Raw genomic sequence first — 26,097 nt, 5'->3', positions numbered from 1 at the left:
CCGCCTCCGGGGATAGCCTTGCGCCATCCTCGGAGGCTCCCGCATGACCGTCAGCTCTACTACCCGCAAGGCCGGCCCTTACGACTGCAACGGCGTGACGGTTGCCTTCCCGTTCGAGTTCAAAGTCTTCAGCGTCAGCGACGTGCGCGTAGTGCTGACCGACCCGGACGGCGCCGAAACCGACCTCACGCTGACCAGTGAATTCACGGTCGCGCTCAACGCCGACCAGAACGCCAGCCCGGGCGGCACGGTCACAACGCTGACGGCCTACGCCGCAGGCTACAAGGTCACGCTCACCAGCAAAGTACCGCTCCTGCAGCCGACGGACATCACGAACGCGGGCGGGTTCTACCCGCACGTGATCGAGGATGCGCTGGACCGGCACGTCATCCAGATGCAGCAGGTCGCGGAGGAAGTTGATCGCTCGCTCAAGTCGGCGATTTCGGAGCTGAAGAGCGGCGAAGAGTACCTGGACGAAGTTCTCGAAGCGACGGCGACGGCGGAAGCGAACTCCGCGGCCGCGCTCTCCACTGCGAACGCTGCGTCGGCCACGGCCGCCAGCGCTGCTGGGGATGCCGCCGCCGCAGTCGCCACTGCGAACGCTGCAAGCACCGCGGCCGGGAACGCAGTGGCGACGGCCGACGCCGCGGCGTCCAGCGCGGCGTCCAGCGCGGCGTCCAGCGCGGCGGCAGCGAGCGATGCAGCCTCCGCGGTGAGCGTTGCGAACAGTGCCGCGAGCGATGCGGCTGCGGCGGTGAGCACAGCCAACGCGGCGAGCGCCGCCGCCAGCAGTGCGGCAAGCGATGCAGCCTCCGCGGTGAGCACAGCGAATGCTGCGAGCTCTGCGGCGGCCACTGCCGCGAGCGACGCGGCCTCCGCTGTGAGTACGGCGAACTCAGCCGCTGCAGACACGGACGAAGCGTACGCCATCGCGACTACGGCTATCGGACAGTCGGCTGCCGCAGAGGCCGCTGCATCGGCCGCGAGTGACGCAGCGTCCAGCGCGGCGTCCAGCGCGGCGGCTGCCGCAGACGACGCGGCAGCAGCCGTCGCAGCGCTCGCCGGCATCCAGGATGATCTGGATGCGCTGGTCGGCGAGGACTTCTCCGGGTTCATGCAGACCAATGAGAACCTGTCCGGCTTGACGGACCTTGCCGCCGCGCGGACGAACATCGGCCTTGGCGACGTGGATAACACCTCGGACGCGGACAAGCCGATCAGCACCGCGGTGCAGTCCGCGCTGGACGACCTGGCGGCCGACGTCGCAAGTAAGCTCGACGCGGACGACCCGAGCGTGACCAACGCCCGCGAATGGACCGCCGACACGGTGAGCCAGGCCGAGGCGGAAGCCGGCAGCGCGACGACTCGCCGGGCCTGGTCGGCGCTGCGCGTGTTCCAGGCCATCTCCGCGTGGTGGAACGCGTCGTCGGCGAAGACCAAGCTCGACGGGATCGAGGCCGGTGCTGAAGTCAATGCGGTGACCAGCGTCGCCGGAAAGACCGGCGCCGTGGTGCTGGCCGCCGGGGACATTCCCACGCTGAACCAGAGCACCACGGGCAACGCGGCCACCGCGACCGCGCTTGCGACGGCGCGGCAGATCAACGGCACCGACTTCGACGGCAGCGAGGCCATCACGACGGCCAAGTGGGGCACCGCCCGCAATCTCACCGTCGGGGGCACGGCCAAGTCGGTGGATGGCTCCGCCGCGGCGTCGTGGTCCCTCGCGGAAATCTTCAGTGCGAACCAGACCGCGAAGTACGTGCTGGCCGCGCCGAACGGTGCAGCAGGCGCTCCGACCTTCCGCGCTCTGGTCGCCAGCGATTTGCCCGCCGGCTCCACTTCCGCCGCAGGCGTCCTGCAACTCACGACGGCGACGAACTCCACCAGTACGTCGCTGGCGGCGACCGCATCGGCAGTCAACGCCATGCGCGACGTGCCGTACAACACCACGGCCGGCGGCGTGGATGGCGAGGTGACGGGGATCACGGCCAACTTCACCCTCAACACCGGGCTGACAGCCGGCACCGTGCGCAACTTCTACAACAACTCTTCGACCGCGAAAACCATCACGCAGGGCAGCGGCCTGACGCTGCGCAAGGCGGGCACAACGACGACCGGCAACCTGACCCTGGCGCCTTACGGCATGGTCTCCGTGTGGGCGATCACCACCACCCAATACATCGTGTCGGGGCATCTGCAATGAGCGGCGCCCTGTGTCTGATGATGGGCACCTGTGCGGCCGGTGGTGCCGGCGGCGGGGGCGCCACTGTCACCGGCGGCACCGTCACGGAGTCCGGCGGATACCGCATCCACACCTTCAACTCGTCCGGGACGCTGACCGTAAGTGGCGGCAGCAAGACGGTGGATCGCATGATGGTGGCCGGCGGCGGCGGCGGCGGCGGCGCCGACAATTCTATGTCAGACACGTTTGGCGGCGGCGGCGGTGCGGGGGGCATGATCGTATCGGCGGGCGTCGTCCTGGCCGCGGGCAGCTACACGATCACGATTGGGGCGGGTGGTGCAGCAGGTGCTCTTCGTGCCCGTGGCACATCAGGCAGTAACACCAGCATGACTGGCGCCACTACTGTCGTTGGCGGCGGCGGAGGCGGCGGCGCGAGCAACTCACAAACCCTATCCGGCCTGTCCGGCGGCTCCGGCGGCGGTGGCGGTGGCGACTTCTACTACGGTAACGGCTCATCTGGCGGCGCAGGCACATCCGGGCAGGGTAATGCCGGCGGGAACACCGCGGGTGGTGGTGGTGGGAGGGGGTCGGCAGGGTCTGATGGAGGCCCTGCGGGTTCAGGGCTGGCAAACACTTACACCGGCTCCAGCGTGACCTACGCCATCGGCGGCGAGGCAAACGGGTCGAGTGCCCAAGCCGGCGCCGCAAACACAGGGCGGGGCGGCACGGGTGGCTCCGACTGGGGTGACGGCACGCAGTTCGGCGCAGCCTCTGGCGGCTCCGGCATCGTCGTCATCCGCTACCCAATCTGATCAACTCATCAGGAACGAATCATGAACGACATTTACATCTTCGCGCTGATCGGAATCGCATTCGTCGCCGTCTTCGTGTGGCAGAGGAGGAAAGCCAGGGAGGAGAAAGCGACGGATGCCGCTGAGCGTGCCGAAGCTGAGCGCCGGGCACGAGAGGACTACGCCAACCACTACGCCAACCCGGACAGCCCCAACTACGACCCCGAGCGTGTAGCACGGGAAGAGGCTGAGAACCAAGCGGAAGAGTGAGCTATGGCGCACTTCGCACAAATCGACGAGAGCAACACCGTACTGCAGGTCCTCGTGGTGCCCGACGAACAGGAGCACCGCGGCGCTGAGTTCCTGGCCGACGACCTGGGCCTCGGCGGTACATGGGTCCAGTGCAGCTACAACGCCAGCATCCGCAAGCAGTTTCCCGGCGCGGGCTTTGCCTACGATCCTGATGCCGACGTGTTCGTTGCGCCGCCGCCGTTCCCGTCCTGGGTGCTGGACGAGAACCACGACTGGCAGCCGCCGGTGCAGCGCCCGGATGAGGGCCGGTGGCGGTGGGACGAGGCGACGGTGAGCTGGGTGGAGGTCGCATGAGCGACTGGCTCTCCCGCGCCTTCCGCGACATCGAGACGGCTGCCATGTTCGCCGCCGTCGGGGCGTTCATCGGGCTGGGGCAACTGCTGGCGAGCCAGGAGCGCATCACGGCGCGGATCATCGTCGGCCGCTGCATCTCGACCGCGGGCATCGCCACGGCCGCGGGCTCAGTGCTGGTGTTCGTGCCCAGTCTCTCGCCCGTGGGGCAGATCGGTATCGCCGCGGCGCTGGCAAGCCTGGGCACGTCCGGGCTGGAGCGGCTGTTCCAGCGCATCGTCGGCGGGAGGAGCGAGCCATGACCTGGGCGGATGTGGTGTGGATCGGCGTGTGCATCGTCGCGGCGGTGCTCGGCGCGAAGCTCACGGCCTGCGCGCGGCATGACCTGGAAGCGTCGCACCGGCGACGGAAGGGGGATGCGTGATGGACTTCGACGAAGCTTTCGAGCGGCTGATCGGCCATGAGGGTGGATTCGTGGATCACCCGGACGATCCGGGCGACGCCACGAACTGGGGCATCACCGAGCGCGTGGCCCGCGAGCAGGGCTACACCGGCCAGATGCGCGACATGCCGCGCAGCACCGCGCGCGAAATCTACCGGCGCGCGTACTGGCAGCGGGCGCGGGCCGACCAGTACGACCCTGCCATCGGCTTCCAATTGTTCGACGCTGCGGTGAATCATAGCATCGGCACGGCCATCCGCTTCCTGCAGCGCGCCGTCGGGGTGGCCGATGACGGGGCGGTCGGCCCGGTCACGCTGCAGGCCATCGCGGCGATGCCGGTCCCCGACGTGCTTGCCCGGTTCAACGCCGAGCGGCTGGAGTTCTACACGGAGCTCTCCACCTGGCCGTCATTCGGGAAAGGATGGGTGCGGCGCGTCGCCGGCAACCTGCGGTATCAGGCGGAAGACGCATGATCGCCTGGCTGAAGACCAATGCGCTGCTCGCGGCCCTGCTGGCACTCGCGGTTGTGGCCTCCGCGGCTGGCGTGCAGACCCTGCGCCTCGCCGGTGAGCAGCGCGATCACGCCGACACGTTGCGCCGGCATGCGCAGGAGCTGGCCGCCCTGGGCGATGCCGCCCGCCAGGCCACAGAGGATGCTCGCGCCGAGGAGCGGCGCCGCTACACCGCATTGCAGGAGATCGTTGATGGAACCCGCACTGAACTCGATGCGGCGCGCGCTGATGCTGTTGCCGCTGCTGCTGCTGGCGAGCGGCTGCGCCAGCGTCTCGCCGCCATCACCGCCGGTTGTCGTGGAGCCGGCAGCGATCCCGGCGCTACCGCGGGAGGCCCGGCAGCCAGCTCCGCCGCCGATCTGCTCGCCGACGTGCAGCGCAGGCTTGATGCGGCTGCGGACGGAATTGCTCGACATGCTGATGCAGCCGAAGCAGCCGGCCGGGCCTGCGAGCGGGCCTACGACGCGTTGAAATGACGTGCTATTCGCGCCTGTGCCCGCCCGCCAAATCAAGCCGTTACAGCGTACGCGCTGGGGGATGAATAGCGCAGTTGGCGCTTCGCAAGCACTTGGGCCAAAACAAGAAAGCGCCCCCTGGTGCGTCTGGCTACGAACCAGGGGGTAGGAGGTTCGAATCCTTCCGGGCGCGCCATACACAACGAAACGGGCACCTTCGGGTGCCCGTTTCGTTTTCCGGTGCCGGCCGGCCTTTCAGTGGCTGGCGAACACCGCGGTCCGGCCCTGGCGGTCGAAGCTCACCACGTCGTAGCGGTCGGCCGGGAAGGGGCCTTCCATGCCGGGCGACCCCTGGGGCATGCCGGGAGCGGAAAGCCCCGTCACGGCGGGCTTGTCTGCGAGCAGGCGCTTCACGTCCGCGGCTGGCACGTGGCCTTCGACGACATAGCCGCCCACCAGGGCGGTGTGGCAGGAGCCCAGCGCCTGAGGCACGCCGGACTGGCGCTTGACCGCGCCCATCTCCCGGGTGGCGACCTCCCTGACCTTGAAGCCGTGGGTGCGCATGTGCTCGGCCCACTTGCCGCAACAGCCGCAGTTCGGGTCCTTGTACATGGTGACTTCGTCGTCGGCGGCGACGGCCGGCGGCAGGGCGGCCGCGGCGAGGGCCAGGGCGGCGAGCAGGCGGGGCAGGGATGGGACAGGCATGGGAGGCTCCTGGGGTTGAGTCAGCGGGATTCCGTAGTGCGGGCCAGCGGCAGGCGCAGGCGGAAGGCGGTGAACCCGTCGGCTGACGACACGTCTACCGTGCCGCCGTGCAGTTCCACGATCGAGCGCGTGATCGCCAGGCCCAGCCCGGCACCTTCGCCGTGCTGCCGGCGTGCGGTGGTGGCGCGGTGGAAGCGGTCGAAAATCTGCGACAACTGTTCCGGCGGGATGGTTTCGCCGCGGTTGCCCACGGTCAGCGTGGCATCTGCTTCGCCATGGGCGATGGCGATGTCCACCGTGCTGCCGGCCTCCGCGTGGCGCAGGGCGTTCGACAGCAGGTTGGCCAGCGCCCGGCGCAGCATCAGGCGGTCGCCGGTCACGGCCGCCTCGCCTTCCACCGCGATGGCGACTTCCTTCTCGTCGGCCAGCGCCTCGTAGAACTCGGCGAGTGCCCGGGCTTCCGCAGCCAGTTCCACGGTCTCCACCGGGCGCGGCAGGCGGCCGTTCTCGGCCTGGGCGAGGAAGAGCATGTCGCTCACCATGCGGGCGATGCGCTCGTATTCCTCCATGTTGGAGGCCAGGATGTCCCGGTACTCGTCGGCGCTGCGGGCGCGGGAGAGGGCGACCTGGGTCTGGGTCATCAGGTTGGAGACGGGCGTGCGCAGCTCGTGGGCGATGTCCGCGGAGAAGTCCGCCAGGCGGCGGAAGGAGGCTTCCAGGCGGTCGAACATGCCGTTGAGGGCGTCGGCCAGTTCGCGCACTTCCGCGGGCGCGTCCTGCTCTGCGAGCCGTTCGCCGAGCTGTTCGGCGGACAGCCGGCGGGCGGTGGCGGTGACCCGGCGCAGGGGCGCCAGCCCCTTGTAGGCCGCCAGCCAGCCGAACAGGGCGGCCACCACCGCGGCCAGGGAGATGCCCAGCCACAGGCGGTTGCGCACCTGCTCCAGGAAGTGGGCGTGGTGGGAGATGTCCAGCCCGACCGCGACCCGCAAACCGGCGTCCGGAGCGGTGCCGGGCAGGGGCATGAAGGTTTCGCGGCCGATGTACTGGTGCCCGTCCTTTTCCCACAGCGCGGCACCGGCAGGCAGGGCCGCGCCGTCCAGTTGGGCGGGCGGGAAATGGCCGGGCTGGATGGCGTGCACGATGGCGCCGTCCGCGTCGCGCAGCAGCACGCCGACCAGGTCGTGGCCGACGAAGGCGTCGTCCAGGCGCTGGCCCAGGGAGCGGGGGTCGCCCGTGCCCTGCAGCAGGTTCTGGATCAGCGTGAGCTTGCCGGCGAGTTCGTGCTGGTCCAGCTCGCGGAAGTGGGCCTCCACCGCGCGCCCCAGCACGGCGCCGACCACGATCAGCAGGCTCGCGGTGAGCAGCGCGAAGAGCAGGGCGATGCGGGCGGTGAGCGACACCGGGCGTGCCATTCAGCCGGCCTCCGGCGTTTCCAGCACGTAGCCCATGCCGCGCACGGTGTGGATCAGCTTGGGCTCGAAGGGTTCGTCCACCTTGGCGCGCAGCCGCCGCACGGCTACTTCGATGACGTTGGTGTCGCTGTCGAAGTTCATGTCCCACACCTGGGAGGCGATCAGCGAGCGCGGCAACACCTCGCCCTGGCGGCGCAGCAGCAGTTCCAGCAGGGCGAATTCCTTGGCCGTGAGGTCGATGCGCTGGCCGGCGCGGGTGACGCGGCGGCGCAGCAGGTCCAGTTCCAGATCGGCCGCGCGCAGCACCTCCGGTTCCCGCGCCCGGCCGCGGCGCAGCAGGGTGCGCACGCGGGCGAGGAGTTCGGAGAAGGCGAAGGGCTTGACCAGGTAGTCGTCCGCCCCCAGTTCCAGGCCCCGCACGCGGTCTTCCACCTGGTCGCGGGCGGTGAGGAAGAGTACCGGTGTCTCGCGCCCGCCGCGCCGAAGGGTCTGCAGGATGCCCCACCCGTCCAGGGAGGGCAGCATCACGTCAAGCACGATCAGGTCGTACTCGCCGCCCAGCGCCAGATGCAGGCCGTCCAGCCCGTCGCGGGCGAGATCCACGACGAAGCCCGCCTCGGCGAGGCCCTGGCGCAGGTAGTCGCCGGTCTTGGGTTCGTCTTCGACGATGAGGATCTTCATGGCCCGCATTGTGCCCGCGCCGCGGCCCGCGGGCACGCGGATTACAAAGATGTAATGCGCCGGTCAGGCTGGCGACGGCGCCGGCCCGCCATACTCCGCCGCATCCACTCCCCGCTCCGGAAAAACGCCATGAAAGCATCTGCCGCCCTGCTCGCCGTTGCCCTCGGCTTCGCCATCCTGCCGCCGCTCCATGCCGCCGAAGGGCATGGAAGTCACAGCCACGATCACGGCCCCGCCGCCGCGACCGCCGGTGCCCGCTCCGCAGGCACCGTGCGCAAGGTGGATGCCGCCGCCGGCAAGCTCACCATCCAGCACGGTCCGCTGGAAAACCTGGGCATGCCGCCCATGACCATGGTGTTCGTGGCTGCCGATCCGGCGCTGCTCGACGGCGTGAAGAGCGGCGACAAAGTGCGCTTCGTGGCCGAGAAGGTGGGCGGGACGTTTACCGTCACGGTGCTGGAAGTTCAGCCCTGACCATGCTCCCGCGGCCGGACTGCTCGCTGTGAAGACTTCCATCCTCCGTTTCGCCCTGCTGGCCGCCGTGCTGGCGTCTTCGCCCGCCGCGCAGGCGGACGGGGCAGCGCTGGGCGCCAGCGTCGCCGGCCTGCTCGACTACGCCCGCAGCCGCAACCCGGACTTCGCCGCCAGCACTCTGGAAGCCGGCGCCGCCCAGGCGCGCGTGGATGCCGCCGGGGCACTGCCCGATCCGCGCTTCCAGGTGGAGCTGATGGACTTCACCAACACCATGAACGGGCGTTCGACTTCGCTGCTGCCCGGCCAGGTGGGCGAGACGCGCTACCGCGTCATCCAGCCGCTGCCCGGCTGGGGCAAGCGCGACCTGGCCCGGCAGGCCGCGGAAGCCCGTGCCGGGCAGGCGGATGCGCAGCGGGAGACGGCCTGGTCCGAACTGTCGGCCGAAATCGGTGCGGCTTGGCTGCGCTATTACGGGGCAGACCGGGAACTGGGCCTGCAGCGGGATGCGCTCCTGGTACTGCAGGGGCTGGAGGAGACCGCATTGAGCCGCTACCGGCTCGGGCAACTGCCGCAGCAGGCCGTGCTGCGGGCGCAGCGGGAGATCACCGCCCAGCGCATCGCGCTGCTGGCCGCGGAGCAGCGCCGCAAGGGGCTGGCCACCGCCCTCAACGGCCTGCTGGCCCGCGTGCCGGATGCCGCGCTGGCCGAACCGGCCGATCCGCCAACCCTGCCGGAGAGACTGGATTTCGCCGAACTGGTGGAGCGGGCCCGGCAGCGCAACCCGGGCGTGCTCACCGAAACGCTGGGCGTGGACGTGGCGCGCGCCCAGCGCGAGCAGACCTACCGCGAGCGCTACCCGGACTTCAGCGTCGGCTTCACCCACAACCGCCCTGACGAGGGCAAGGCGTCCTGGGATCTGATGTTCGAGGTCATGATCCCGCTGCAGCAGGGCAGCCGGCGGGCGCAGGAGCGGGAGGCCGAATACATGCTGAGCGCGGCGGACGCGCGCCGCGCCGCGGTGGCGAACCGCGTGGCCGCCGAACTGGGCGCGGCCTGGGCGGCCTACGCCAGCGGCCTGGAGAGCCTGCGCCTGCTGCGCGGCACGTTGCTGCCCCAGGCCGAGGCGACGCGGGATGCCACGCGGGCAGCCTTCGCCGGCGGACGGGCGGATTTCGACGGCGTGCTCGAAGCCGAGCGCCAGTGGATCGAAGCCCGCACGGCCCTGCTCGGCGCGGAGGTGGACGCCCGCATGGCCTTGAACGACATGGAAAAACTCGCGGGGGAAACCAAGTGACTTCCGGTATTCGACTGATCGTCGTGGCAACGGCCGTGGCGCTCGCCCTCGGCGCGGGCTACTGGGCGGGGACGCGCCACGGTGCGCCGGCCGGCGGCGAGGCGGAGCGCGGCACGCCCGCGGCGCAGGCCCCCGGCAGCGGGCGCCAGATCCTCTACTACCGCAATCCCATGGGCCTGCCGGACACCTCGCCGGTGCCCAAGAAGGACTCCATGGGCATGGACTACATCCCCGTCTATGCGGACGACCGGCCGACGGACGAAGGCGTGGTGGCCGTCAGCCCGGCACGCGTGCAGACCCTGGGGGTCAAGACCGTGCTGGCCGGGTTGCGCCCGCTCGACGCGGCGCTACGCGCGAGCGGGCGCGTGGAGGTGGACGAGCGGGCGCAGGTGGTCATCGCGCCGCGCTTCGAAGGCTGGATCGAACGCCTGCATGTCAGCGCGGTGGGCGATCCGGTGCGTCGCGGCCAGCCCTTGTTCACCGTCTACAGCCCAGACCTGCAATCGGCGGGGGACGAACTGCGCATCGCCGAACGCCTGCAACGCGACAGCGCCGCGAGCGACCCGGTGGCCGGCGAGGCCGCGCAGCGCCTGGCCGAGGCCACGCGGGCACGCTTGCGCAACCTGGAAGTAGCGGGGCAGGGCGCGGCGCGCCAGACCTTCCACGCCCCCGCCGACGGGGTGGTGCTGGAGAAGAACGCCGTGCAGGGCGCGCGCTTCATGCCCGGCGAAGCGCTCTTCCGCATCGCCGATCTGTCGCGGGTGTGGGTCATCGCCGAGGTCTTCGAGCACGATCTGGGGCGTGTCGAAGTCGGCCAGCAAGCCAGCGTGACGCTGGACGCCTTCCCCGGGCGGCGCTTCGAGGCCAAGGTGGCCTATCTCTACCCGACCCTGAACGCCGCCACGCGCAGCACGCCGGTGCGCCTGGAACTGGACAACCGGGACGGCCTGCTGCGCCCGGGCATGTTCGCCCAGGTGGAACTGGCCGGCGGCGGTGGGGCCCGCCTGACCGTGCCAACCTCCGCGGTGATCGATGACGGCGACCGTCAGGTGGTGCTGGTCGCCCTCGGTGAAGGCCGCTTCAAACCGCAGGCGGTGCGCCTGGGTGAGCGCGGCCGGGAATTCGTCGAAGTGCTGGAGGGCCTCGCCGAGGGCGAACGCGTGGTGGTGTCGGCCAACTTCCTGATCGATTCGGAGAGCCGGCTCAAGGCCGCGCTGTCCAATCTGGGCGACGCGGAAGAGGCGGCGGCCGAACGCTACGGGGCGGCGGGCAGTTTCGAAGCCTACGACGCCGCGGCGGGCAGCGTGACCCTGAGCCATGGCGAAATCCCTGCGCTGCAATGGCCGGCGATGACCATGGATTTCGGCCTGGCGGCCCCCGGGCTGATCGAGGGCCTGGCGCCGGGCACGCCGGTCCGCTTCGAGTTCGAGCAGCGCGCCCCCGGCGAATTCGTCGTCACCCGCATCGAGCGCGCCGAGCCGGACGGACACCATGGGCACTGACATGAACGTCCCCGATGTCGCCCCGGCGCACGTCGGCCTGCTCGACCGCCTCATCGAGTGGTCGGCGCGCAACGTCTTCCTGGTGCTGCTGGCCACCCTGTTCCTGATCGGCGGCGGCCTGTACGCGGTGCACAAGACGCCGCTGGATGCGCTGCCGGACCTGTCCGACGTGCAGGTCATCGTCTACACCGACTACCCCGGCCAGGCGCCGCAGGTGGTGGAGGACCAGGTCACCTATCCCCTCGCCACGGCCATGCTGGCGGTGCCGCGGGCCAAGGTGGTGCGGGGCTTCTCCATGTTCGGCGCGTCCTACGTGTATGTGATCTTCGAGGACGGCACCGACATCTACTGGGCGCGCTCCCGTGTGCTCGAATACCTCAGCGCCGTCGCCGGGCGCCTGCCCCAGGGCGTGGCGCCGCAGATCGGGCCGGACGCCACCGGCGTGGGCTGGGTGTACCAGTACGCCGTCACCGGGCGCGGCCTGTCGCTGGCCGACACCCGCAGCCTGCAGGACTGGTACGTGCGCTACCAGCTCACCAAGGCGGAGGGCGTGTCCGAGGTGGCGAGCATCGGCGGCTTCGTGCGGGAGTACCAGGTCACCGTGGACCCCTACCGGCTCGCCGGCTTCGGCATTCCGCTGGACGAGGTGGGGCGGGTCATCCGCGAATCCAACCGGGACGTGGGCGGCCGGGTCATCGAACTGGCCGAGCGGGAGTACATGGTGCGGGGCCGCGGCTACCTGCGCGGCGTGGAGGACATCGAGGACCTGGTGCTGAAGAGCGAGGGCGGCACGCCGGTGCGCATTGCGGACGTGGGCCGCGTGGAACTGGTGCCGGCCGAGCGGCGCGGGCTGGCCGAACTCAACGGCGAGGGCGAGGTGGCCTCCGGTATCGTCATGGCGCGCTTCGGCCAGAACGCGCTGGACGTGATCCGCAGCGTCAAGGAGAAGATCGCCGAGATCGCCCCCGGCCTGCCGGAAGGCGCGGAGATCGTGCCGGTGTACGACCGTTCCGCACTGATCGAACGCGCCATCGACAACCTGCAATGGACGCTGCTGGAGGAAAGCCTGATCGTCGCCGCGGTGTGCGTGGTCTTCCTGCTGCACGTGAGGAGCGCCCTGGTGGCGATCATCACCCTGCCGCTGGGCATCCTCTTCGCCTTCATCGCCATGCGCGCCCTAGGACTGGGCAGCAACATCATGAGCCTGGGCGGCATCGCCATCGCCATCGGCGCCATGGTGGACGCGGCCATCGTGATGATCGAGAACGCCCACAAGCGCCTGGAGCACCTGCCGGATGAGGCCACGCAGCGCGAGCGCGGGTTGGCGATGATCCGCGCCTGCCAGGAGGTCGGCCCGGCGCTGTTCTTCTCGCTGCTGATCATCACCGTGTCCTTCCTGCCGGTGTTCACGCTGGAAGGGCAGGAGGGGCGGCTCTTCAGCCCGCTGGCCTTCACCAAGACCTTCGCCATGGCCGGCGCGGCGCTGCTTTCCGTGACCCTGGTGCCGGTGCTGATGCTGTTCTTCGTGCGCGGGCGGATCATGCCCGAGCAGAAGAACCCGGTTAACCGCTTCCTGATCTGGGCTTACCGACCCATCATCCGCGGCGTGCTGCGTTTCAAGCTGCCCACTCTGCTGGCGGCGCTGGCGGCGCTGGCGCTCACGGTGGTGCCCGCGCGCCAGCTCGGCAGCGAGTTCATGCCTACGCTGAACGAAGGTTCCATCTTCTATATGCCCGCGGCGCTGCCCGGCATGTCGGTGACCGAGGCCGGGCGGCTGCTCGCCACCACCAACCGCATCATCAAGACCTTCCCCGAGGTCGAATCGGTGTACGGCAAGGCCGGGCGCGCCAACACCGCTACCGACCCGGCGCCGCTGGAGATGTTCGAGACCGTCATCAACCTCAGGCTGCAAAGCGAATGGCGGCCCGGCATGACGGTGGACAAGCTCATCGCCGAGATGGACGCGGCGCTCAAGTTCCCCGGCCTGGCCAACTCCTGGACCATGCCCATCAAGGCGCGCATCGACATGCTGTCCACCGGCATCCGCACGCCGGTGGGCGTGAAGGTGTTCGGCAAGGACCTGGAGACGCTGGAGAAGGTGGCCGGAGAGGTGGAGGCCGCCGTGCGCGCGGTGCCCGGCACCAGCAGCGCCTACGCCGAGCGCGTGGCCGGCGGCTACTACGTGGACATCGAGCCGCGCCGCGACCAGCTCGCGCGCTACGGCCTCAGCGTGGACATGCTGCAGGAGGTCATCAGTACCGCCCTGGGCGGCGACATGGTGACCACCACGGTGGAAGGGCTGGAGCGCTACAACGTCAGCGTGCGCTACCCGCGTGCCCTGCGCGAGGACCCGCAGCGCCTGGGCGCGGAAGTCCTGGTGCCGACGATGAACGGCCCCATCCCCCTGGGCCAGCTCGCCGAGGTGCGGCTGACCCGCGGCGCGCCCGGCATCCGCACCGAGAACGCGCTGCTCGCCGCCTACGTGTACGTGGATACGCGCGAGGCCGACATCGGCGCCTTCGTCAAGCGCGCCCAGCAGGCCGTGGCCGAACGGGTGAGCTTCCCGCCGGGCTACTACGCCACCTGGAGCGGCCAGTTCGAGAACATGGAGCGGGCGAAGGCGCGCATGGCCATCGTGGTGCCCCTGACCCTGGCGCTGATCTTCGTGCTGCTCTACCTGAACTTCCGGCGGCTCACCGAAACCCTGATCGTCATGCTCTCGGTGCCCTTCGCGCTGGTGGGCGGGGTGTGGCTGATGTGGTGGCTGGACTACCAGATGAGCGTGGCCGTGGCGGTGGGCTTCATCGCCCTGGCCGGCGTGGCGGCCGAAACGGGCGTGATCATGCTGATCTACCTGGACCACGCGTGGAAGGCGGTCTGCGCCCGGCGGCAGGCCGAGGGCCGCGAGGCCGGCGTCGCCGACCTTTACGAGGCCATCATGGAAGGCGCGGTGGAGCGCGTGCGGCCCAAGATGATGACCGTGGTGGCGATCATGGCGGGTCTGCTGCCCATCATGTGGAGCAGCGGCACGGGTGCGGAGGTCATGAGCCGCATCGCCGCGCCCATGGTGGGCGGCATGGTGTCGTCCACGGTGCTGACGCTGGCGGTGATTCCGGCGCTGTACGCGCTGGTGAAGCAGTGGGAGTTGCGGCGCTGCGTACGTGCCTGAAGCCGGGCGGCGGCCGTGCCGCTATGATGGCGGCTTTCCCGCCGGCCTGTCGTTAGGGAACAGGCCGCGCCACTCGCCAAGACGGGAGCATCCCATGCGGACCCTGCGCCTTGCCACACTCGTTTTCCTGATCCACTTCCCCGGCGCCGCCGGGGCCGATCCCCTTGCCGATCATGAACTCACTTGCGAGGAGATGCGTGCGTCCCCTGCGAGCATATTCGGCACCGACATCGACCTCGGTTCCGGCCACGGCTCCCCGAACAAGGTCGACTTCCATTGTCCTGAAAGCCTCGCTTCGCTGCCTTTTCTGGAGGAGATCCATCACCTTGCCGAAGGAATTCGCGGCGAAGAGCCGGGGAGGTGTACCGGCAGCATCGTTTATGCCTCGTGGCGTTACTACCATTTCCGTCTGCTGCGCGCCGGTTTCGCGCCCACCTTGCTCCAGTCGGAAACGGCAGCACAGGAACAGAGGCGCCAGGACTACTTCGCCTGGTGGGCGCACGCCAGCCCGTCCAATCACCGCCTTTACCTGCGCTTCATGGGCGAACTGCGGCGTGTCCGCCCCATGCTTGCGGAGTATTACCGGCAGCGGCTGGCGCTCCCGGCCGGGCAGGCGGAAGAGGCCGCACGCACGGCCCTGGCGCTGTTCGCCGACCGGGCCGCGGGCGCCTTCCCCGGCTCCTCACCCTTTTCGGACACGCAGGCGGCCAGGCTCTCCGACCTGGCCCGGCTGACCGGCGCCCGGCCCATCGACCTCGCCGCCCTCGAAGCCCGGCTGGCGGGCGGCCCCGCCGACGCCGAGCTCGACCAAGCGCTCAAGGCCGCCCTGCTCGCAGGCCAGGCGGACGGGGTGATCGACCGTCTCATCGGCGTGCTGCGGAACGTCGATCAGGGGGACGAGTCGGCGCTGTTCTTCGCCTTGGACCACCGCGGGCACGTGGAACGCCTGCTCGCCAGGGGCGCGGCGGTCGACTACGCCAACGGTTTCGGCAAGACGCCGCTGTTCTATGCCGTCGAGCACGGCGACCACGCGCTGGCGGCCTTGCTGCTGCGGCATGGTGCCGATCCCAACCACGCCTACAAGAGCGAGGATGAACTGCGCGGCGACTGTCGGTATGGCCTGCGCCATTCCCGCAAGACGCCGCTGATGCACGCCGCCCAGCACGCCGATCCCGCCATGCTCGAACTGCTGGTCGCCCACGGCGCCCGTTTGCAGGATGTGGACGACGCCGGATTCAACGCCCTGGACCATGCACTGCAGGCCAAGCAAGCGGCAAACGCCGCCTTTCTGCGCGGTGCCGGGCTCACTCCCGGCCTGGCGCGGCCCGCCTGAGGGCGGGATGACAAATTTGTCATGCTCCCGCCAGACTCTGGTCAGGCGTATCGGTGCATGCTGGGAACAGGCCGGAGACGGGCACTCGCCACCGTGCCGCACTATCCTGATACAGCGGCGGCACGGCTAGGGTCCGGTGCGCCGCGACCAGGCCGGGAGCCTGCCATGCGCCACGAACACATCCATCGGCACGACGATGAAGCGGCCCGTGCCGAACCGCACATCCCTCATGGCCACGATGCCCATGCCGATGCAGGCACGGAGAAGGACCCGGTGTGCGGCATGACGGTGCAGCCGGATTCACCTCACCGTGCCCGCCATGGCGGGCACGAATACCGCTTCTGCAGCACGCATTGCCTCGCCAGCTTCCAGACCGATCCACAGCGCTACCTCGCCCCGGCCGCGGCGAGAGAATCGCCCGCCGCGGCCGGCACCGAATACACCTGCCCGATGCACCCCGAGATCCGCCAGTTCGGCCCCGGTACCTGCCCGAAATGCGGTATGGCGCTGGAGCCGGTGATGCCGGTGCTCGAAGCCGAAGGCAGCCCGGAACTCACCGACTTCCGCCACCGCTTCTGGCGGACGCTGCCGCTTACGGTGATCGTCACCGCCATCGCCATGTCCGGCGGCCTGTTCGATCCCTTGCTCGGCGCCGCCCGCCCCTGGGTGGAAATGGCGCTCGCCACGCCGGTGGTGCTGTGGTCGGGTTGGCCCTTCTTCGTGCGCTGCGCGCAGTCCATCCGCCGCCGCAGTCCCAACATGTGGACGCTGATCGGCCTCGGCACCGGCGCAGCCTACCTCTACAGCGTCGCCGCCACCGTCGCCCCCGGCCTGTTCCCTGCCTCCTTCCGCATGGGCGGGCACGTCGCAGTCTATTTCGAGGCGGCGGCGGTCATCATTTCGCTGACCCTGCTCGGGCAGGTGATGGAGCTGAAGGCGCGCTCCGAAACCGGCGCCGCGATCAAGGCGTTGCTCGGCCTCGCCCCCAGGACCGCGCGCCGCATCCGCCCCGACGGCGGCGAGGAGGACATCCCCCTCGCCCACGTCCATCCCGGCGACCACCTGCGCGTGCGGCCGGGCGAGAAGGTGCCGGTGGACGGGGCGGTGGCCGAGGGCGAAAGCGCCGTTGACGAATCCATGCTCACCGGCGAGCCCATCCCCGTGACCAGGCGGCCGGGCGACAAGCTGATCGGTGCCACCCTCAATACCAGCGGCGCGCTGGTGATGGTGGCCGAGAAGGTCGGCGCGCAGACGGTACTGTCGCAGATCGTGCAGATGGTGGCCCAGGCCCAGCGCTCCCGCGCGCCGATGCAGCGCATGGCCGACGTCGTCGCCGGCTGGTTCGTGGTCGTCGTGGTGTTGATCGCGCTGGCCACCTTTTTCGCCTGGGGCCTGTTCGGACCGCAGCCGAGCTGGGCCTACGGGCTGATCAACGCGGTCGCCGTCCTCATCATCGCCTGCCCCTGCGCGCTCGGGCTGGCCACGCCGATGTCGGTGATGGTGGCCACCGGCAAGGCGGCGACCCACGGCGTGCTGTTCCGCGACGCCGCCGCCATCGAATCGCTGCGCCGGGTCGATACCCTGATCGTGGACAAGACCGGCACCCTCACCGAAGGCCGCCCCGCTTTCCACGGCCTCGCCGCCGTGGCGGGCTGGACGGAGGAGGAAGTGCTGCGCGTGGCCGCCAGCCTCGACCAGGGCAGTGAACACCCCCTCGCCCACGCCATCGTCGCCGAGGCACGCCAGCGCGCACTGACGCTGGACACGCCGGAGCGCTTCGAGTCGTCGTCCGGCATCGGCGTGCGCGGCATCGTCGGTGGCCGCCGTGTGGTGCTCGGCAACACGGCCCTGATGGATGATGAACACATCGACTGGCAACCGCTCGCAGCGCGCGCCGAAGCACTGCGGCTGGAAGGCGCCAGCGTGATGCATCTCGCCGTCGATGGCGCGCTCGCGGGCTTGGTCGCCGTCGCCGACCCGATCAAGGTTTCCACGCCCGATGCGCTGCGGATGCTGCGCGCGAGCGGGCTGACCCTCGTCATGGCCACCGGCGACGGCCTCACCACCGCGCGTGCGGTGGGCGCGCGGCTCGGCATCGACGAGGTTCACGGCGAGGTCAAGCCCGCCGACAAGGATGCGCTGGTGGCCGGATTGCAGGCCCGGGGTCGCATCGTCGCCATGGCCGGCGACGGCATCAACGACGCCCCGGCACTGGCGCGCGCCAACGTTGGCATCGCCATGGGCACTGGCACCGACGTGGCGATGAACAGCGCCCACCTGACGCTGGTGAAGGGCGACCTGCGCGGCATCGCCACGGCGCGCAACATCTCGCTGGCCACCGTGGCCAACATGCGCCAGAACCTGCTCTTCGCGCTGCTCTACAACGCGCTCGGCGTGCCCATCGCCGCCGGCCTGCTCTACCCCCTCTTCGGCTTGCTGCTGTCGCCGATGATCGCCGCGCTGGCGATGAGCTTCAGCTCGGTATCGGTCGTCACCAATGCGCTGCGCCTGCGCCGGGCGCGGGTCTAGTCAGGCAAGGAGAACCATCATGACTTCCATGCACGACCATCGTCCTCCGCCCGCCGGGCACGGCAACGGGGCACCACGGACGAAATGGGTGTTCATCGCTTTCGCAGCGCTGGCCGCCTTCTTCCTGCTGGCCGAACACCGTGCCCACGTGTTGGGCCTGTTGCCCTGGCTGTTCCTGCTCGCCTGCCCGCTGATGCACCTGTTCATGCACCACGGCCATGGCCATCACGGCGGCCACGATCACGGCAGCCGCGCATCGGAGGCGGAGAAGAAAAAATTCTGATACCCCGGCCTACGGCCTGTGGCCGCTGGTCGAGTTCGGCGAGGCCTACTGCGCGTGGATGGCGCGCACGCCGGCATTCGTTCCGCGAAGGGGGCCATTGCGGGGGCCGACATGACTGAAGCGAGTTCCGGCCGCGCCGGAGTTTCAGTCCTCGCGTTCCGGGAAGGCCGGTACCACCGTGTCGATCAGCACGTGCATGGCGGCGCGCACCTGCGCCTCGCTGCAGCCCATCAGCAGCGCGTCTTCCATGATGTCCCGCACCGTCTGGCGCAGTTCGGCATGGTTCTCGTTGAGCACCTTGATCTTTTCCAGGCAGGAGACCGGCGCGCCGCTGGGTTTGCGCCAGACGATGATGGTTTCCGGTTCGGTCATCTTGGTAAGGGAAGGGCTGGGGATGCGTTGCATCTTACCGGAAGCGCCGTCCCTCCGCAGCAAGGTGGGCAGAAAGCACGACGGCCCATCCACCCGCCGGGGTGAATGGGCCGTTGCAGCGGCGGTGACAGTCGCTTACGCGCTCTTGCGCGCGGCCTTGGCAGTGCTGCCGACGGCCTTCACCGCGGCGTTGGTGGCCGTGGTCACGTTGGCTTCGGCGATGTCCACCACCTGGCGGGCAGCCTTGCTGACGCTGTCGTAGGTGGAGTTGGCGGCGGCCAGCGCGCTCTTCACCGCGGAGATGGCGATGTCGGAGCCGGCCGGGGCGGACTTGGCGGCATCGTCGAGGGCGGTGTTGAGGTTCTTGTTCAGTTCGGCGAACTGGGTTTCCAGCAGCTTGGTGATCTCTTCCTGGTTCTGGGTGGCGATTTCGTACACGCCGCGGTAGTAGGCCACCAGTTTCTCGGTGCCCGGCTGCACGAAGGAGCCTTGCAGCGCGGCGAAGGCCTGCGGATCCTTGGCTTCGGCCAGCGCCTTCAGGTTGGCGAGGCTGTCTTCGATCAGGCTGCGGGCGGTGTTCAGGTTGAGCGCGGCCAGGCGTTCGGCGGACGACAGGGCGGTGGCGCTGACGTTGAGCAGGGATTCGACGGCGACCTTGTTGCTGGCGGCGATCTTTTCGGGGGTGATGGTCATGGTGGACTCCTGATGGCGAAAGGGCGAAAAGTGGTTTGTGTTGCGGTGCACAATCACCAGTGTAAGGGACAAATTCCCCGTGTCAAGCACAATTTGTGCGCTGCAACAAAACAGACTTGATAAGCCCGTGCCAAGAAAAACGGTGGGCCGGCGGAGCCCGAAGTTCCTGCCGGCCCGCCGCTATGGACGGGGATGGAGTCCGCTTACTTCTTGCGCTGGGGCGGCAGGTCGGTGCAACTGCCGTGCGCCACTTCTGCCGCCATGCCCACCGTCTCGCCCAGGGTCGGGTGCGGGTGGATAGTTTTGCCGATGTCCACCGCGTCGGCACCCATCTCGATGGCGAGGCAGACCTCGCCGATCATGTCGCCGGCCGACGGGCCGACGATGGTGCCGCCGATCACGCGGTGGGTTTCCGCGTCGAAGACCAGCTTGGTGAAGCCGTAGTCGGCACCGTTGGCGATCGCCCGGCCGCTGGCCGCCCACGGGAATTTGGCCACCTCGACCTTCCTGCCTTCGGCCTTGGCCTGCGCCTCGGTGTAGCCGACCCACGCGACCTCCGGGTGGGTGTAGGCCACGCCCGGGATCACGGTGGCGTCGAAAGCGGCCTTGTGACCGGCGGCGACCTCGGCGGCGACGTGCGCCTCATGCACCGCCTTGTGGGCGAGCATGGGTTGGCCGACGACGTCGCCGATGGCGAAGATGTGCGGCACGTTGGTGCGCATCTGCACGTCGACCGGGATGAAGCCGCGCTCGCCGACCACCACGCCCGCCTTCTCGGCGCCGATCTTGTTGCCGTTGGGCGCGCGGCCGGCGGACTGCAGGATCATGTCGTAGCGCACTGGCTCGGTCGGGGCGCCTTCGCCTTCGAACCTCACCCACAGGCCGTCGTCCTTCGCCTCGACGGCGACGGTCCGGGTCTTGAGCATGACCTTCTCGAAGCGGCCGGCGTTCTGCTTCTCCCACACCTTGACCGCGTCGCGGTCCGGACCCTGCATCAGGCCGTCGAGCATCTCGACCACGTCGATGCGCGCGCCCAGGGTGGAATACACCGTGGCCATTTCCAGGCCGATGATGCCGCCGCCGATCACCAGCATCTTGCCCGGCACCTGGCGCAGTTCGAGCGCGCCGGTGGAGTCGACGATGCGCGGGTCCTGCGGGATGAAGGGCAGGTGCACCGCGGCGCTGCCGGCGGCGATGATGCAGTTCCTGAACTTCACCACCTTCTTCGCGCCGGTCCTGTCCTGGCCGCCGCCGCTGGTTTCCTCGACCTCGATGTGATGCGGGTCGAGGAAAGTGCCGTAGCCGCGGATCACGTCCACCTTGCGCGCCTTGGCCATGCCCGCCAGGCCGCCGGTGAGCTTGCCGATGACGCCGTCCTTGTGCTTGCGCAACGCGTCGACGTCCACCGACGGCTTGGCGAAGCTGACGCCGGCGCCGCCGAGGTGCCCGGCTTCCTCGATGACCGCGGCGACGTGCAGCAGCGCCTTGGACGGGATGCAGCCGACGTTGAGGCAGACGCCGCCCAGCGTCGGGTAGCGCTCGATGACCGCGGTCTTGAGGCCGAGGTCGGCGGCGCGGAAGGCCGCCGAGTAGCCGCCGGGGCCGGCGCCGAGCACCACCATGTCGTATTCGGCGTCGGCGCCGCCGGCATGCGACGCGGCTGCGGGCGCGGCGACCGGGGCAGCCGCCGGCGCGGCAGCGGGTGCGGCCGCCGCAGGGGCGGGCGCCGCCGTCGCGGCCGCGGCATCGGCTTCGACCTTGAGCAGCAGCGTACCTTCGCCGACCCTGTCGCCGACCTTGACCAGCACTTCCTTGACCACGCCGGCGGCCGAGGACGGCACGTCCATCGTCGCCTTGTCCGATTCGAGGGTGACGATGGCGTCGTCCACCTTGATGCTGTCGCCCACCTTCACGAACAGCTCGATCACCGGCACCGAGTCGAAATCGCCGATGTCCGGAACCTTCACTTCCACGAGGCTCATGGCGATCTCCTTACAGCATGACCCGACGGAAGTCGGCCAGCAGTTGGGCGAGGTAGACGTTGAAGCGGGTGGCGAGCGCGCCGTCGATCACGCGGTGGTCGGCGGTGAGCGACATCGGCAGCGTCAGCCGCGGCACGAAAGCCTTGCCGTCCCAGACCGGCTTCATCACCGATTTGTTGACACCGAGGATGGCGACTTCCGGCGCGTTGACGATGGGCGCGAAGTAGGTGCCGCCGATGCCGCCGAGCGACGAGATCGTGAAGCAGGCGCCGGACATGTCGGCAGGCCCGAGCTTGCCGTCGCGCGCCTTCTTGGCGAGCGCGCCGGTTTCCTCGGCGATCTGGAACACGCTCTTCCTGTCGGCGTCCTTCACCACCGGTACGACCAGGCCGTTGGGCGTGTCGGCCGCGAAGGCGATGTTGAAGTACTTCTTGTAGACCAGGCTCAGTTCACTACCATTCGCGTCGAGCGAGGTGTTGAACTCGGGGAATTCCTGCAGCGCGCGCACCGAAGCCTTGATGATGAAGGCGAGCATGGTGAGCTTCTTGCCGGACTTTTCGTTCTCCTTGTTCACCTGCACGCGGAAGGCTTCGAGGTCGGTGATGTCGGCGTCCTCGTGGTAGGTCACGGCCGGGATCATCACCCAGTTGCGGGCGAGGTTCTGGCCGGAAATCTTCTTGATGCGCGACAGCGGCTTGACCTCGATCTCACCGAACTTGGCGAAATCGACCTTGGGCCAGGGCAGCAGATCAAGGCCGCCACCCAGGCCGGCGCCTGCCGCCGCGGCGGGGGTCTTGCCCGGTACGACGCCGGTGGTGAGCGCGCCCTTGATGAAGGCCGTGACGTCTTCCTTGAGGACACGGCCCTTCGGTCCCGTGGCCTTGACCTGGGCGAGATCCGCGCCCAGTTCCCGGGCGTAGGCGCGCACCGAGGGGCTGGCGTGCACCGTGCCGCCCAGCTTGACCGCAGAGGGCGCAGCGGGCACCGCCGCAGCCACGGCCGGAGAGACCGACGCGGTGGGCGCCGGGCCGCCGTCCACCAGCGGGGCGTACGTCGATGCCTCGACCACGGGCGTGGCCGGGGCCGAGGCGGTCTCCACCCGGATCAGCAGGTGGCCCTGGGACACCTTGTCGCCGAGCTTGACCAGCACTTCCTTGACCACGCCGGCGGCCGAGGACGGCACGTCCATCGTCGCCTTGTCGGATTCTAGGGTGGCGATGGCGTCGTCCACCTTGATGGTGTCGCCGGCCTTGACGAAGAGTTCGATCACCGGCACGTCGGAGAAGTCGCCGATGTCTGGCACCGCCACTTCGACGATGCCGCCGGCGGTTTTCGCTCCTCCCCCTTCAAGGGGGAGGCTGGGAGGGGGATGGGGTAGGTCCGCGGCGGGCTTAGACCCATCCCCACCCCGGCCCTCCCCTTGAAGGGGAGGGAGAGAGGCCGCAGCAGCCCCTGCGGCTTCCAGCTTGATCAGCAGGCTGCCTTCCGACACCTTGTCGCCCACCTCGACCAGCACTTCCCTGACCACGCCGGCGGCCGAGGACGGCACGTCCATCGTGGCCTTGTCGGATTCCAGCGTGGCGATGGCGTCATCGACGGCGATGGTGTCGCCGACCTTCACGAACAGCTCGATCACCGGCACCGCGTCGAAATCGCCGATGTCCGGAACCTTCACTTCAATGAGTTGGCTCATGTTCCTGTCTCCCTCGGCGCTCAGACGGTCAGCGGGTTCGGCTTGTTCGGGTCGAGCTGGTACTTCGCCAGCGCGGCCGCCACCTTGTCGCGCTCGATGGCGCCTTCATCGGCCAGCGCCTTGAGCGCGGCGAGCGTGACCCAGTGGCGATCCACCTCGAAGAAGTGGCGCAGTTGCTCGCGGGTGTCGGAGCGGCCGAAGCCGTCGGTGCCCAGGGTCACGTAGCGGCCCGGCACGAAGGGACGGATCTGCTCGGAGAACAGGCGGATGTAGTCGGTCGCGGCGATCACCGGGCCCTGCGCGCCGGCCAGCTTCTGCGCCACGTGGGACTGGCGCGGCGCTTCCAGCGGGTGCAGCAGGTTCCAGCGTTCGGCGTCCTGGCCGTCGCGGGCCAGTTCGTTGAAGCTCGGGCAGCCCCAGATGTCGGCCTCCACGCCCCAGTCGTTCTTCAGCAGATCGGCGGCGGCGATCACCTCACGGAAGATCGTGCCGGAGCCCAGCAACTGCACGCGCGGGCCGGTCTTGTCGGCGCCCTTGCGGAAGGCGTACAGGCCCTTGAGGATGTCAGCCTCGGCGCCGGCGGGCATCTCGGGATGTTCGTAGTTCTCGTTCATCACCGTGATGTAGTAGTAGATGTCCTCCTGTTCGGCGAACATCCGGCGCAGGCCGTCCTGCACGATCACGGCCACTTCGTACTGGAAGGTGGGGTCGTAGGACACACAGTTGGGAATCAGGTTGGCGAGGATCAGGCTGTGGCCATCCTCGTGCTGCAGGCCTTCGCCGTTGAGCGTGGTGCGCCCGGCGGTGCCGCCGATGAGGAAGCCGCGGGCGCGCTGGTCGCCGGCCGCCCAGGCCAGGTCCAGGGTGCGCTGCAGGCCGAACATGGAGTAGCAGATGTAGAACGGCACCATCTGCACGTTGTGTACGCTGTAGGCGGTGGCGGCGGCGATCCAGTCGGCCATGGCGCCGGCTTCGTTGATGCCTTCCTGCAGCACCTGGCCGGTCTGGGACTCCTTGTAGAACATGAGCTGGTCATGGTCTTCCGGCACGTACTTCTGGCCTTCCTGGTTCCAGATGCCGTACTGGCGGAACATGCCTTCCATGCCGAAGGTGCGCGATTCGTCCGGCACGATGGGCACCAGGTGGCGGCCGATCTGCTTGTCCTTGAGCAGGTTGTTCATGATGCGCACGATGGCCATGGTGGTGGACAGCTCGCGCCCTTCGCCGGAGGCCTTCAGCAGCGCGTCGAAGCTGTCCAGCCCCGGCACCGCCAGCGGCTCGGCCTTGCGGCGGCGCTGCGGCAGGAAACCGCCCAGCGCCATGCGGCGCTCCATCATGTACTTGCATTCGGGCGAGCCTTCCTCGAACTTCAGGTAGGGCAGTTCGGCCAGCTTGTCGTCCGGCACCGGCAGGCCGAAGCGGTCGCGGAAGCGGCGCACCGCGTCGATGTCCAGCTTCTTCTGCTGGTGGGAGATGTTCATGGCCTCGCCGGCCTGGCCCATGCCGAAGCCCTTGATGGTCTTGGCGAGGATCAGCGTCGGCTGGCCCTTGTGCTCGGTGGCGGCCTTGTAGGCGGCGAAGATCTTGAAGAGGTCGTGGCCGCCGCGGTTCAGCGCCCAGATCTCGTCGTCGGTCCAGTCGGCGACCAGTTCCTTCAGTTCGGGCGTGTTGAAGAAGTACTCGCGCACGTAGGCGCCGTCCTTGGCCTTGAAGGTCTGGTACTCGCCATCCACGCATTCCATCATGCGCTTCTTCAGGATGCCCTTCTTGTCGCGGGCGAAGAGCGCATCCCAGTGGGTGCCCCAGATCACCTTGATGACGTTCCAGCCGGCGCCGCGGAATTCGGCTTCCAGTTCCTGGATGATCTTGCCGTTGCCGCGCACCGGGCCGTCCAGGCGCTGCAGGTTGCAGTTGATGACGAAGACCAGGTTGTCCAGCTTCTCGCGCGCGGCCATGCCGATGGCGCCCAGCGATTCGACCTCGTCCGTCTCGCCGTCGCCGAGGAAGGCCCAGACCTTGCGCTGCTCGGCGCGCGCGGCGTCGATCAGGCCCCGCGAGGCGAGGTACTTCATGAAGCGGGCCTGGTAGATGGCCTGGATCGGGCCGAGGCCCATGGACACGGTAGGGAACTGCCAGAAGTCCGGCATCAGCCAGGGGTGGGGGTAGGACGAGATGCCCTTGCCCGACACTTCCTGGCGGAAGTTGTCCATCTGCTCCTCGGTCAGGCGGCCGAGCATGAAGGCGCGGGCATAGACGCCGGGCACCGAGTGGCCCTGGAAGAAGATCATGTCGCCGTCGTGGTCGGCGGAGGGGGCGTGCCAGAAGTGGGAGAAGCCCACGTCGTAGAGGGCCGCGGCCGAAGCGAAGGAGGCGATGTGGCCGCCCACGTTGGTGTGCTTGTTGGCGCGCACCACCATGGCCATGGCGTTCCAGCGGATGTAGGAGTGCAGCTTGATTTCCAGGTCCGGGTCGCCGGGATACTTCGGCTGCTGTTCCACCGGAATGGTGTTGATGTACTGCGTGTTGGCGGAATAGGGGATGTCCACTCCCTCTTCGCGCGCGCTTTCGATCAGTTTCTCGATCAGGTAGTGGGCGCGCTGCGCGCCTTCGTTCTCGACGACTGCGGCGAGCGCCTCCAGCCATTCCTGCGTTTCCTGCGCGTCCGGATCGGCCTGCAGCAGTACGTTCGATTTCCCGGTCATGGCTTGTCTCCTCATGACTTGCGGTTGGCGAATCCCGCCCGGCGGGGGTGGAACCGGGCGGGGCGGTTCTTGTTGCGCGCGTGACCGTTCCGCGCCGGCGGATGGCCATCTTTCCGAACTATAAGACGACTTTTCGTAATGTGCAATACCGTTTCGCCTGTCGCAAAATGCGGGCGGGCGGGGCACGCTCGCGGTCCACGCAAGAACGCCCGTCTGCGGGGCAGCGCGGGCGTTCGATGGACGGAGCGGCGGGGAAAAAAATCGGCCGGGAGATGAGGGAGGGAGGGA

At 69.0% G+C, this 26,097-nt stretch carries 23 protein-coding genes; 15 read left to right on the top strand and 8 right to left on the bottom strand.

What is annotated here, in order from left to right; genetic code table 11:
• The first annotated feature begins 43 nt into the window (after window positions 1-43).
• From E6O51_RS03090 to E6O51_RS03060, 8 genes are read left to right on the top strand one after another with little or no spacing between them, the layout of a single operon-like run.
• A complete protein-coding gene (locus E6O51_RS03090) occupies window positions 44-2,203 on the top strand; it encodes a hypothetical protein (RefSeq protein ID WP_136383500.1) in 2,160 nt (719 codons plus the stop codon).
• On the top strand, window positions 2,200-2,994 hold the full coding sequence (locus E6O51_RS03085; protein WP_136383499.1) for a glycine-rich domain-containing protein: 795 nt from the start codon (window positions 2,200-2,202) through the stop codon (window positions 2,992-2,994). The genes E6O51_RS03090 and E6O51_RS03085 overlap by 4 nt, the downstream gene beginning before the upstream one ends.
• Window positions 2,995-3,015: 21 nt before the next feature.
• Window positions 3,016-3,243 (top strand): hypothetical protein, encoded by a 228-nt coding sequence (locus tag E6O51_RS03080; protein ID WP_136383498.1) that lies wholly within the window; start codon window positions 3,016-3,018, stop codon window positions 3,241-3,243.
• A gap of 3 nt (window positions 3,244-3,246) precedes the next feature.
• Window positions 3,247-3,579 (top strand): hypothetical protein, encoded by a 333-nt coding sequence (locus E6O51_RS03075; protein WP_136383497.1) that lies wholly within the window; start codon window positions 3,247-3,249, stop codon window positions 3,577-3,579.
• Window positions 3,576-3,878 (top strand): phage holin family protein, encoded by a 303-nt coding sequence (locus E6O51_RS03070; RefSeq protein WP_211091309.1) that lies wholly within the window; start codon window positions 3,576-3,578, stop codon window positions 3,876-3,878. The genes E6O51_RS03075 and E6O51_RS03070 overlap by 4 nt, the downstream gene beginning before the upstream one ends.
• Window positions 3,875-4,000 carry a hypothetical protein gene (locus tag E6O51_RS22365; RefSeq protein ID WP_269140095.1) on the top strand — a complete coding sequence of 42 codons (126 nt, stop codon included), beginning with the start codon at window positions 3,875-3,877 and terminating at the stop codon, window positions 3,998-4,000. Before E6O51_RS03070 ends, E6O51_RS22365 begins: the two co-directional genes overlap by 4 nt.
• A complete protein-coding gene (locus E6O51_RS03065) occupies window positions 4,000-4,491 on the top strand; it encodes a glycoside hydrolase family 108 protein (RefSeq protein ID WP_136383496.1) in 492 nt (163 codons plus the stop codon). The genes E6O51_RS22365 and E6O51_RS03065 overlap by 1 nt, the downstream gene beginning before the upstream one ends.
• Entirely contained in the window at window positions 4,488-5,006 is a 519-nt protein-coding gene (locus E6O51_RS03060; RefSeq protein ID WP_168735169.1) for a DUF2514 family protein, read from the top strand. The genes E6O51_RS03065 and E6O51_RS03060 overlap by 4 nt, the downstream gene beginning before the upstream one ends.
• A gap of 234 nt (window positions 5,007-5,240) precedes the next feature.
• Here E6O51_RS03060 and E6O51_RS03050 read toward each other — a convergent pair whose 3' ends face one another.
• From E6O51_RS03050 to E6O51_RS03040, 3 genes are read right to left on the bottom strand one after another with little or no spacing between them, the layout of a single operon-like run.
• The gene (locus E6O51_RS03050; protein WP_136383494.1) at window positions 5,241-5,690 is read right to left on the bottom strand and encodes a DUF411 domain-containing protein; all 450 of its coding nucleotides are present in this window, start codon (window positions 5,688-5,690) and stop codon (window positions 5,241-5,243) included.
• Between the two features lie 20 nt (window positions 5,691-5,710).
• Complete coding sequence (locus tag E6O51_RS03045) at window positions 5,711-7,102, bottom strand: heavy metal sensor histidine kinase (RefSeq protein WP_136383493.1); 1,392 nt, start codon at window positions 7,100-7,102, stop codon at window positions 5,711-5,713.
• Window positions 7,103-7,783, bottom strand: coding sequence for a heavy metal response regulator transcription factor (locus E6O51_RS03040; RefSeq protein ID WP_136383492.1), 681 nt, complete (start codon window positions 7,781-7,783; stop codon window positions 7,103-7,105).
• Window positions 7,784-7,912: 129 nt separating this feature from the next.
• Here E6O51_RS03040 and E6O51_RS03035 point away from each other — a divergent pair, with 129 nt between their 5' ends.
• The 7 genes from E6O51_RS03035 (at window position 7,913) to E6O51_RS03005 (ending at window position 18,367) form a co-directional block, all read left to right on the top strand.
• Window positions 7,913-8,257 carry a copper-binding protein gene (locus tag E6O51_RS03035; RefSeq protein ID WP_136383491.1) on the top strand — a complete coding sequence of 115 codons (345 nt, stop codon included), beginning with the start codon at window positions 7,913-7,915 and terminating at the stop codon, window positions 8,255-8,257.
• Window positions 8,258-8,285: 28 nt separating this feature from the next.
• Window positions 8,286-9,551, top strand: coding sequence for a TolC family protein (locus tag E6O51_RS03030; protein WP_330997883.1), 1,266 nt, complete (start codon window positions 8,286-8,288; stop codon window positions 9,549-9,551).
• 14 nt (window positions 9,552-9,565) lie between these two features.
• Window positions 9,566-11,053 carry an efflux RND transporter periplasmic adaptor subunit gene (locus E6O51_RS03025; RefSeq protein WP_136383650.1) on the top strand — a complete coding sequence of 496 codons (1,488 nt, stop codon included), beginning with the start codon at window positions 9,566-9,568 and terminating at the stop codon, window positions 11,051-11,053.
• 1 nt (window position 11,054) lies between these two features.
• On the top strand, window positions 11,055-14,222 hold the full coding sequence (locus E6O51_RS03020; protein WP_136383490.1) for an efflux RND transporter permease subunit: 3,168 nt from the start codon (window positions 11,055-11,057) through the stop codon (window positions 14,220-14,222).
• Between the two features lie 94 nt (window positions 14,223-14,316).
• Entirely contained in the window at window positions 14,317-15,555 is a 1,239-nt protein-coding gene (locus E6O51_RS03015) for an ankyrin repeat domain-containing protein (protein ID WP_136383489.1), read from the top strand.
• A 165-nt stretch (window positions 15,556-15,720) separates the two neighbouring features.
• Window positions 15,721-18,084 (top strand): heavy metal translocating P-type ATPase, encoded by a 2,364-nt coding sequence (locus E6O51_RS03010; RefSeq protein WP_136383488.1) that lies wholly within the window; start codon window positions 15,721-15,723, stop codon window positions 18,082-18,084.
• A 19-nt stretch (window positions 18,085-18,103) separates the two neighbouring features.
• Window positions 18,104-18,367: a DUF2933 domain-containing protein gene (locus E6O51_RS03005; RefSeq protein ID WP_230976681.1), complete on the top strand. Its 264-nt coding sequence runs from the start codon at window positions 18,104-18,106 to the stop codon at window positions 18,365-18,367.
• A 144-nt stretch (window positions 18,368-18,511) separates the two neighbouring features.
• Here E6O51_RS03005 and E6O51_RS03000 read toward each other — a convergent pair whose 3' ends face one another.
• The 5 genes from E6O51_RS03000 to aceE all read right to left on the bottom strand — a co-directional run bounded on the left by E6O51_RS03000 (window position 18,512) and on the right by aceE (window position 25,809).
• Complete coding sequence (locus tag E6O51_RS03000) at window positions 18,512-18,772, bottom strand: hypothetical protein (RefSeq protein WP_230976680.1); 261 nt, start codon at window positions 18,770-18,772, stop codon at window positions 18,512-18,514.
• Window positions 18,773-18,874: 102 nt separating this feature from the next.
• Window positions 18,875-19,432, bottom strand: a complete 558-nt coding sequence (phaP, locus tag E6O51_RS02995; RefSeq protein WP_136383487.1) for a TIGR01841 family phasin — start codon at window positions 19,430-19,432, stop codon at window positions 18,875-18,877.
• Between the two features lie 203 nt (window positions 19,433-19,635).
• Window positions 19,636-21,414 (bottom strand): dihydrolipoyl dehydrogenase, encoded by a 1,779-nt coding sequence (lpdA, locus tag E6O51_RS02990; RefSeq protein WP_136383486.1) that lies wholly within the window; start codon window positions 21,412-21,414, stop codon window positions 19,636-19,638.
• 10 nt (window positions 21,415-21,424) lie between these two features.
• A complete protein-coding gene (gene aceF / locus E6O51_RS02985; RefSeq protein WP_136383485.1) occupies window positions 21,425-23,107 on the bottom strand; it encodes a dihydrolipoyllysine-residue acetyltransferase in 1,683 nt (560 codons plus the stop codon).
• A 20-nt stretch (window positions 23,108-23,127) separates the two neighbouring features.
• Window positions 23,128-25,809, bottom strand: a complete 2,682-nt coding sequence (gene aceE, locus E6O51_RS02980) for a pyruvate dehydrogenase (acetyl-transferring), homodimeric type (RefSeq protein WP_136383484.1) — start codon at window positions 25,807-25,809, stop codon at window positions 23,128-23,130.
• Window positions 25,810-26,097 lie beyond the last annotated feature (288 nt).

It is taken from the genome of Pseudothauera rhizosphaerae, assembly GCF_004801305.1.
Taxonomy (GTDB): domain Bacteria; phylum Pseudomonadota; class Gammaproteobacteria; order Burkholderiales; family Rhodocyclaceae; genus Pseudothauera; species Pseudothauera rhizosphaerae.
Note: the sequence above shows the minus strand (reverse complement) of the source record. Positions and strands in the feature narration are given on the sequence as shown.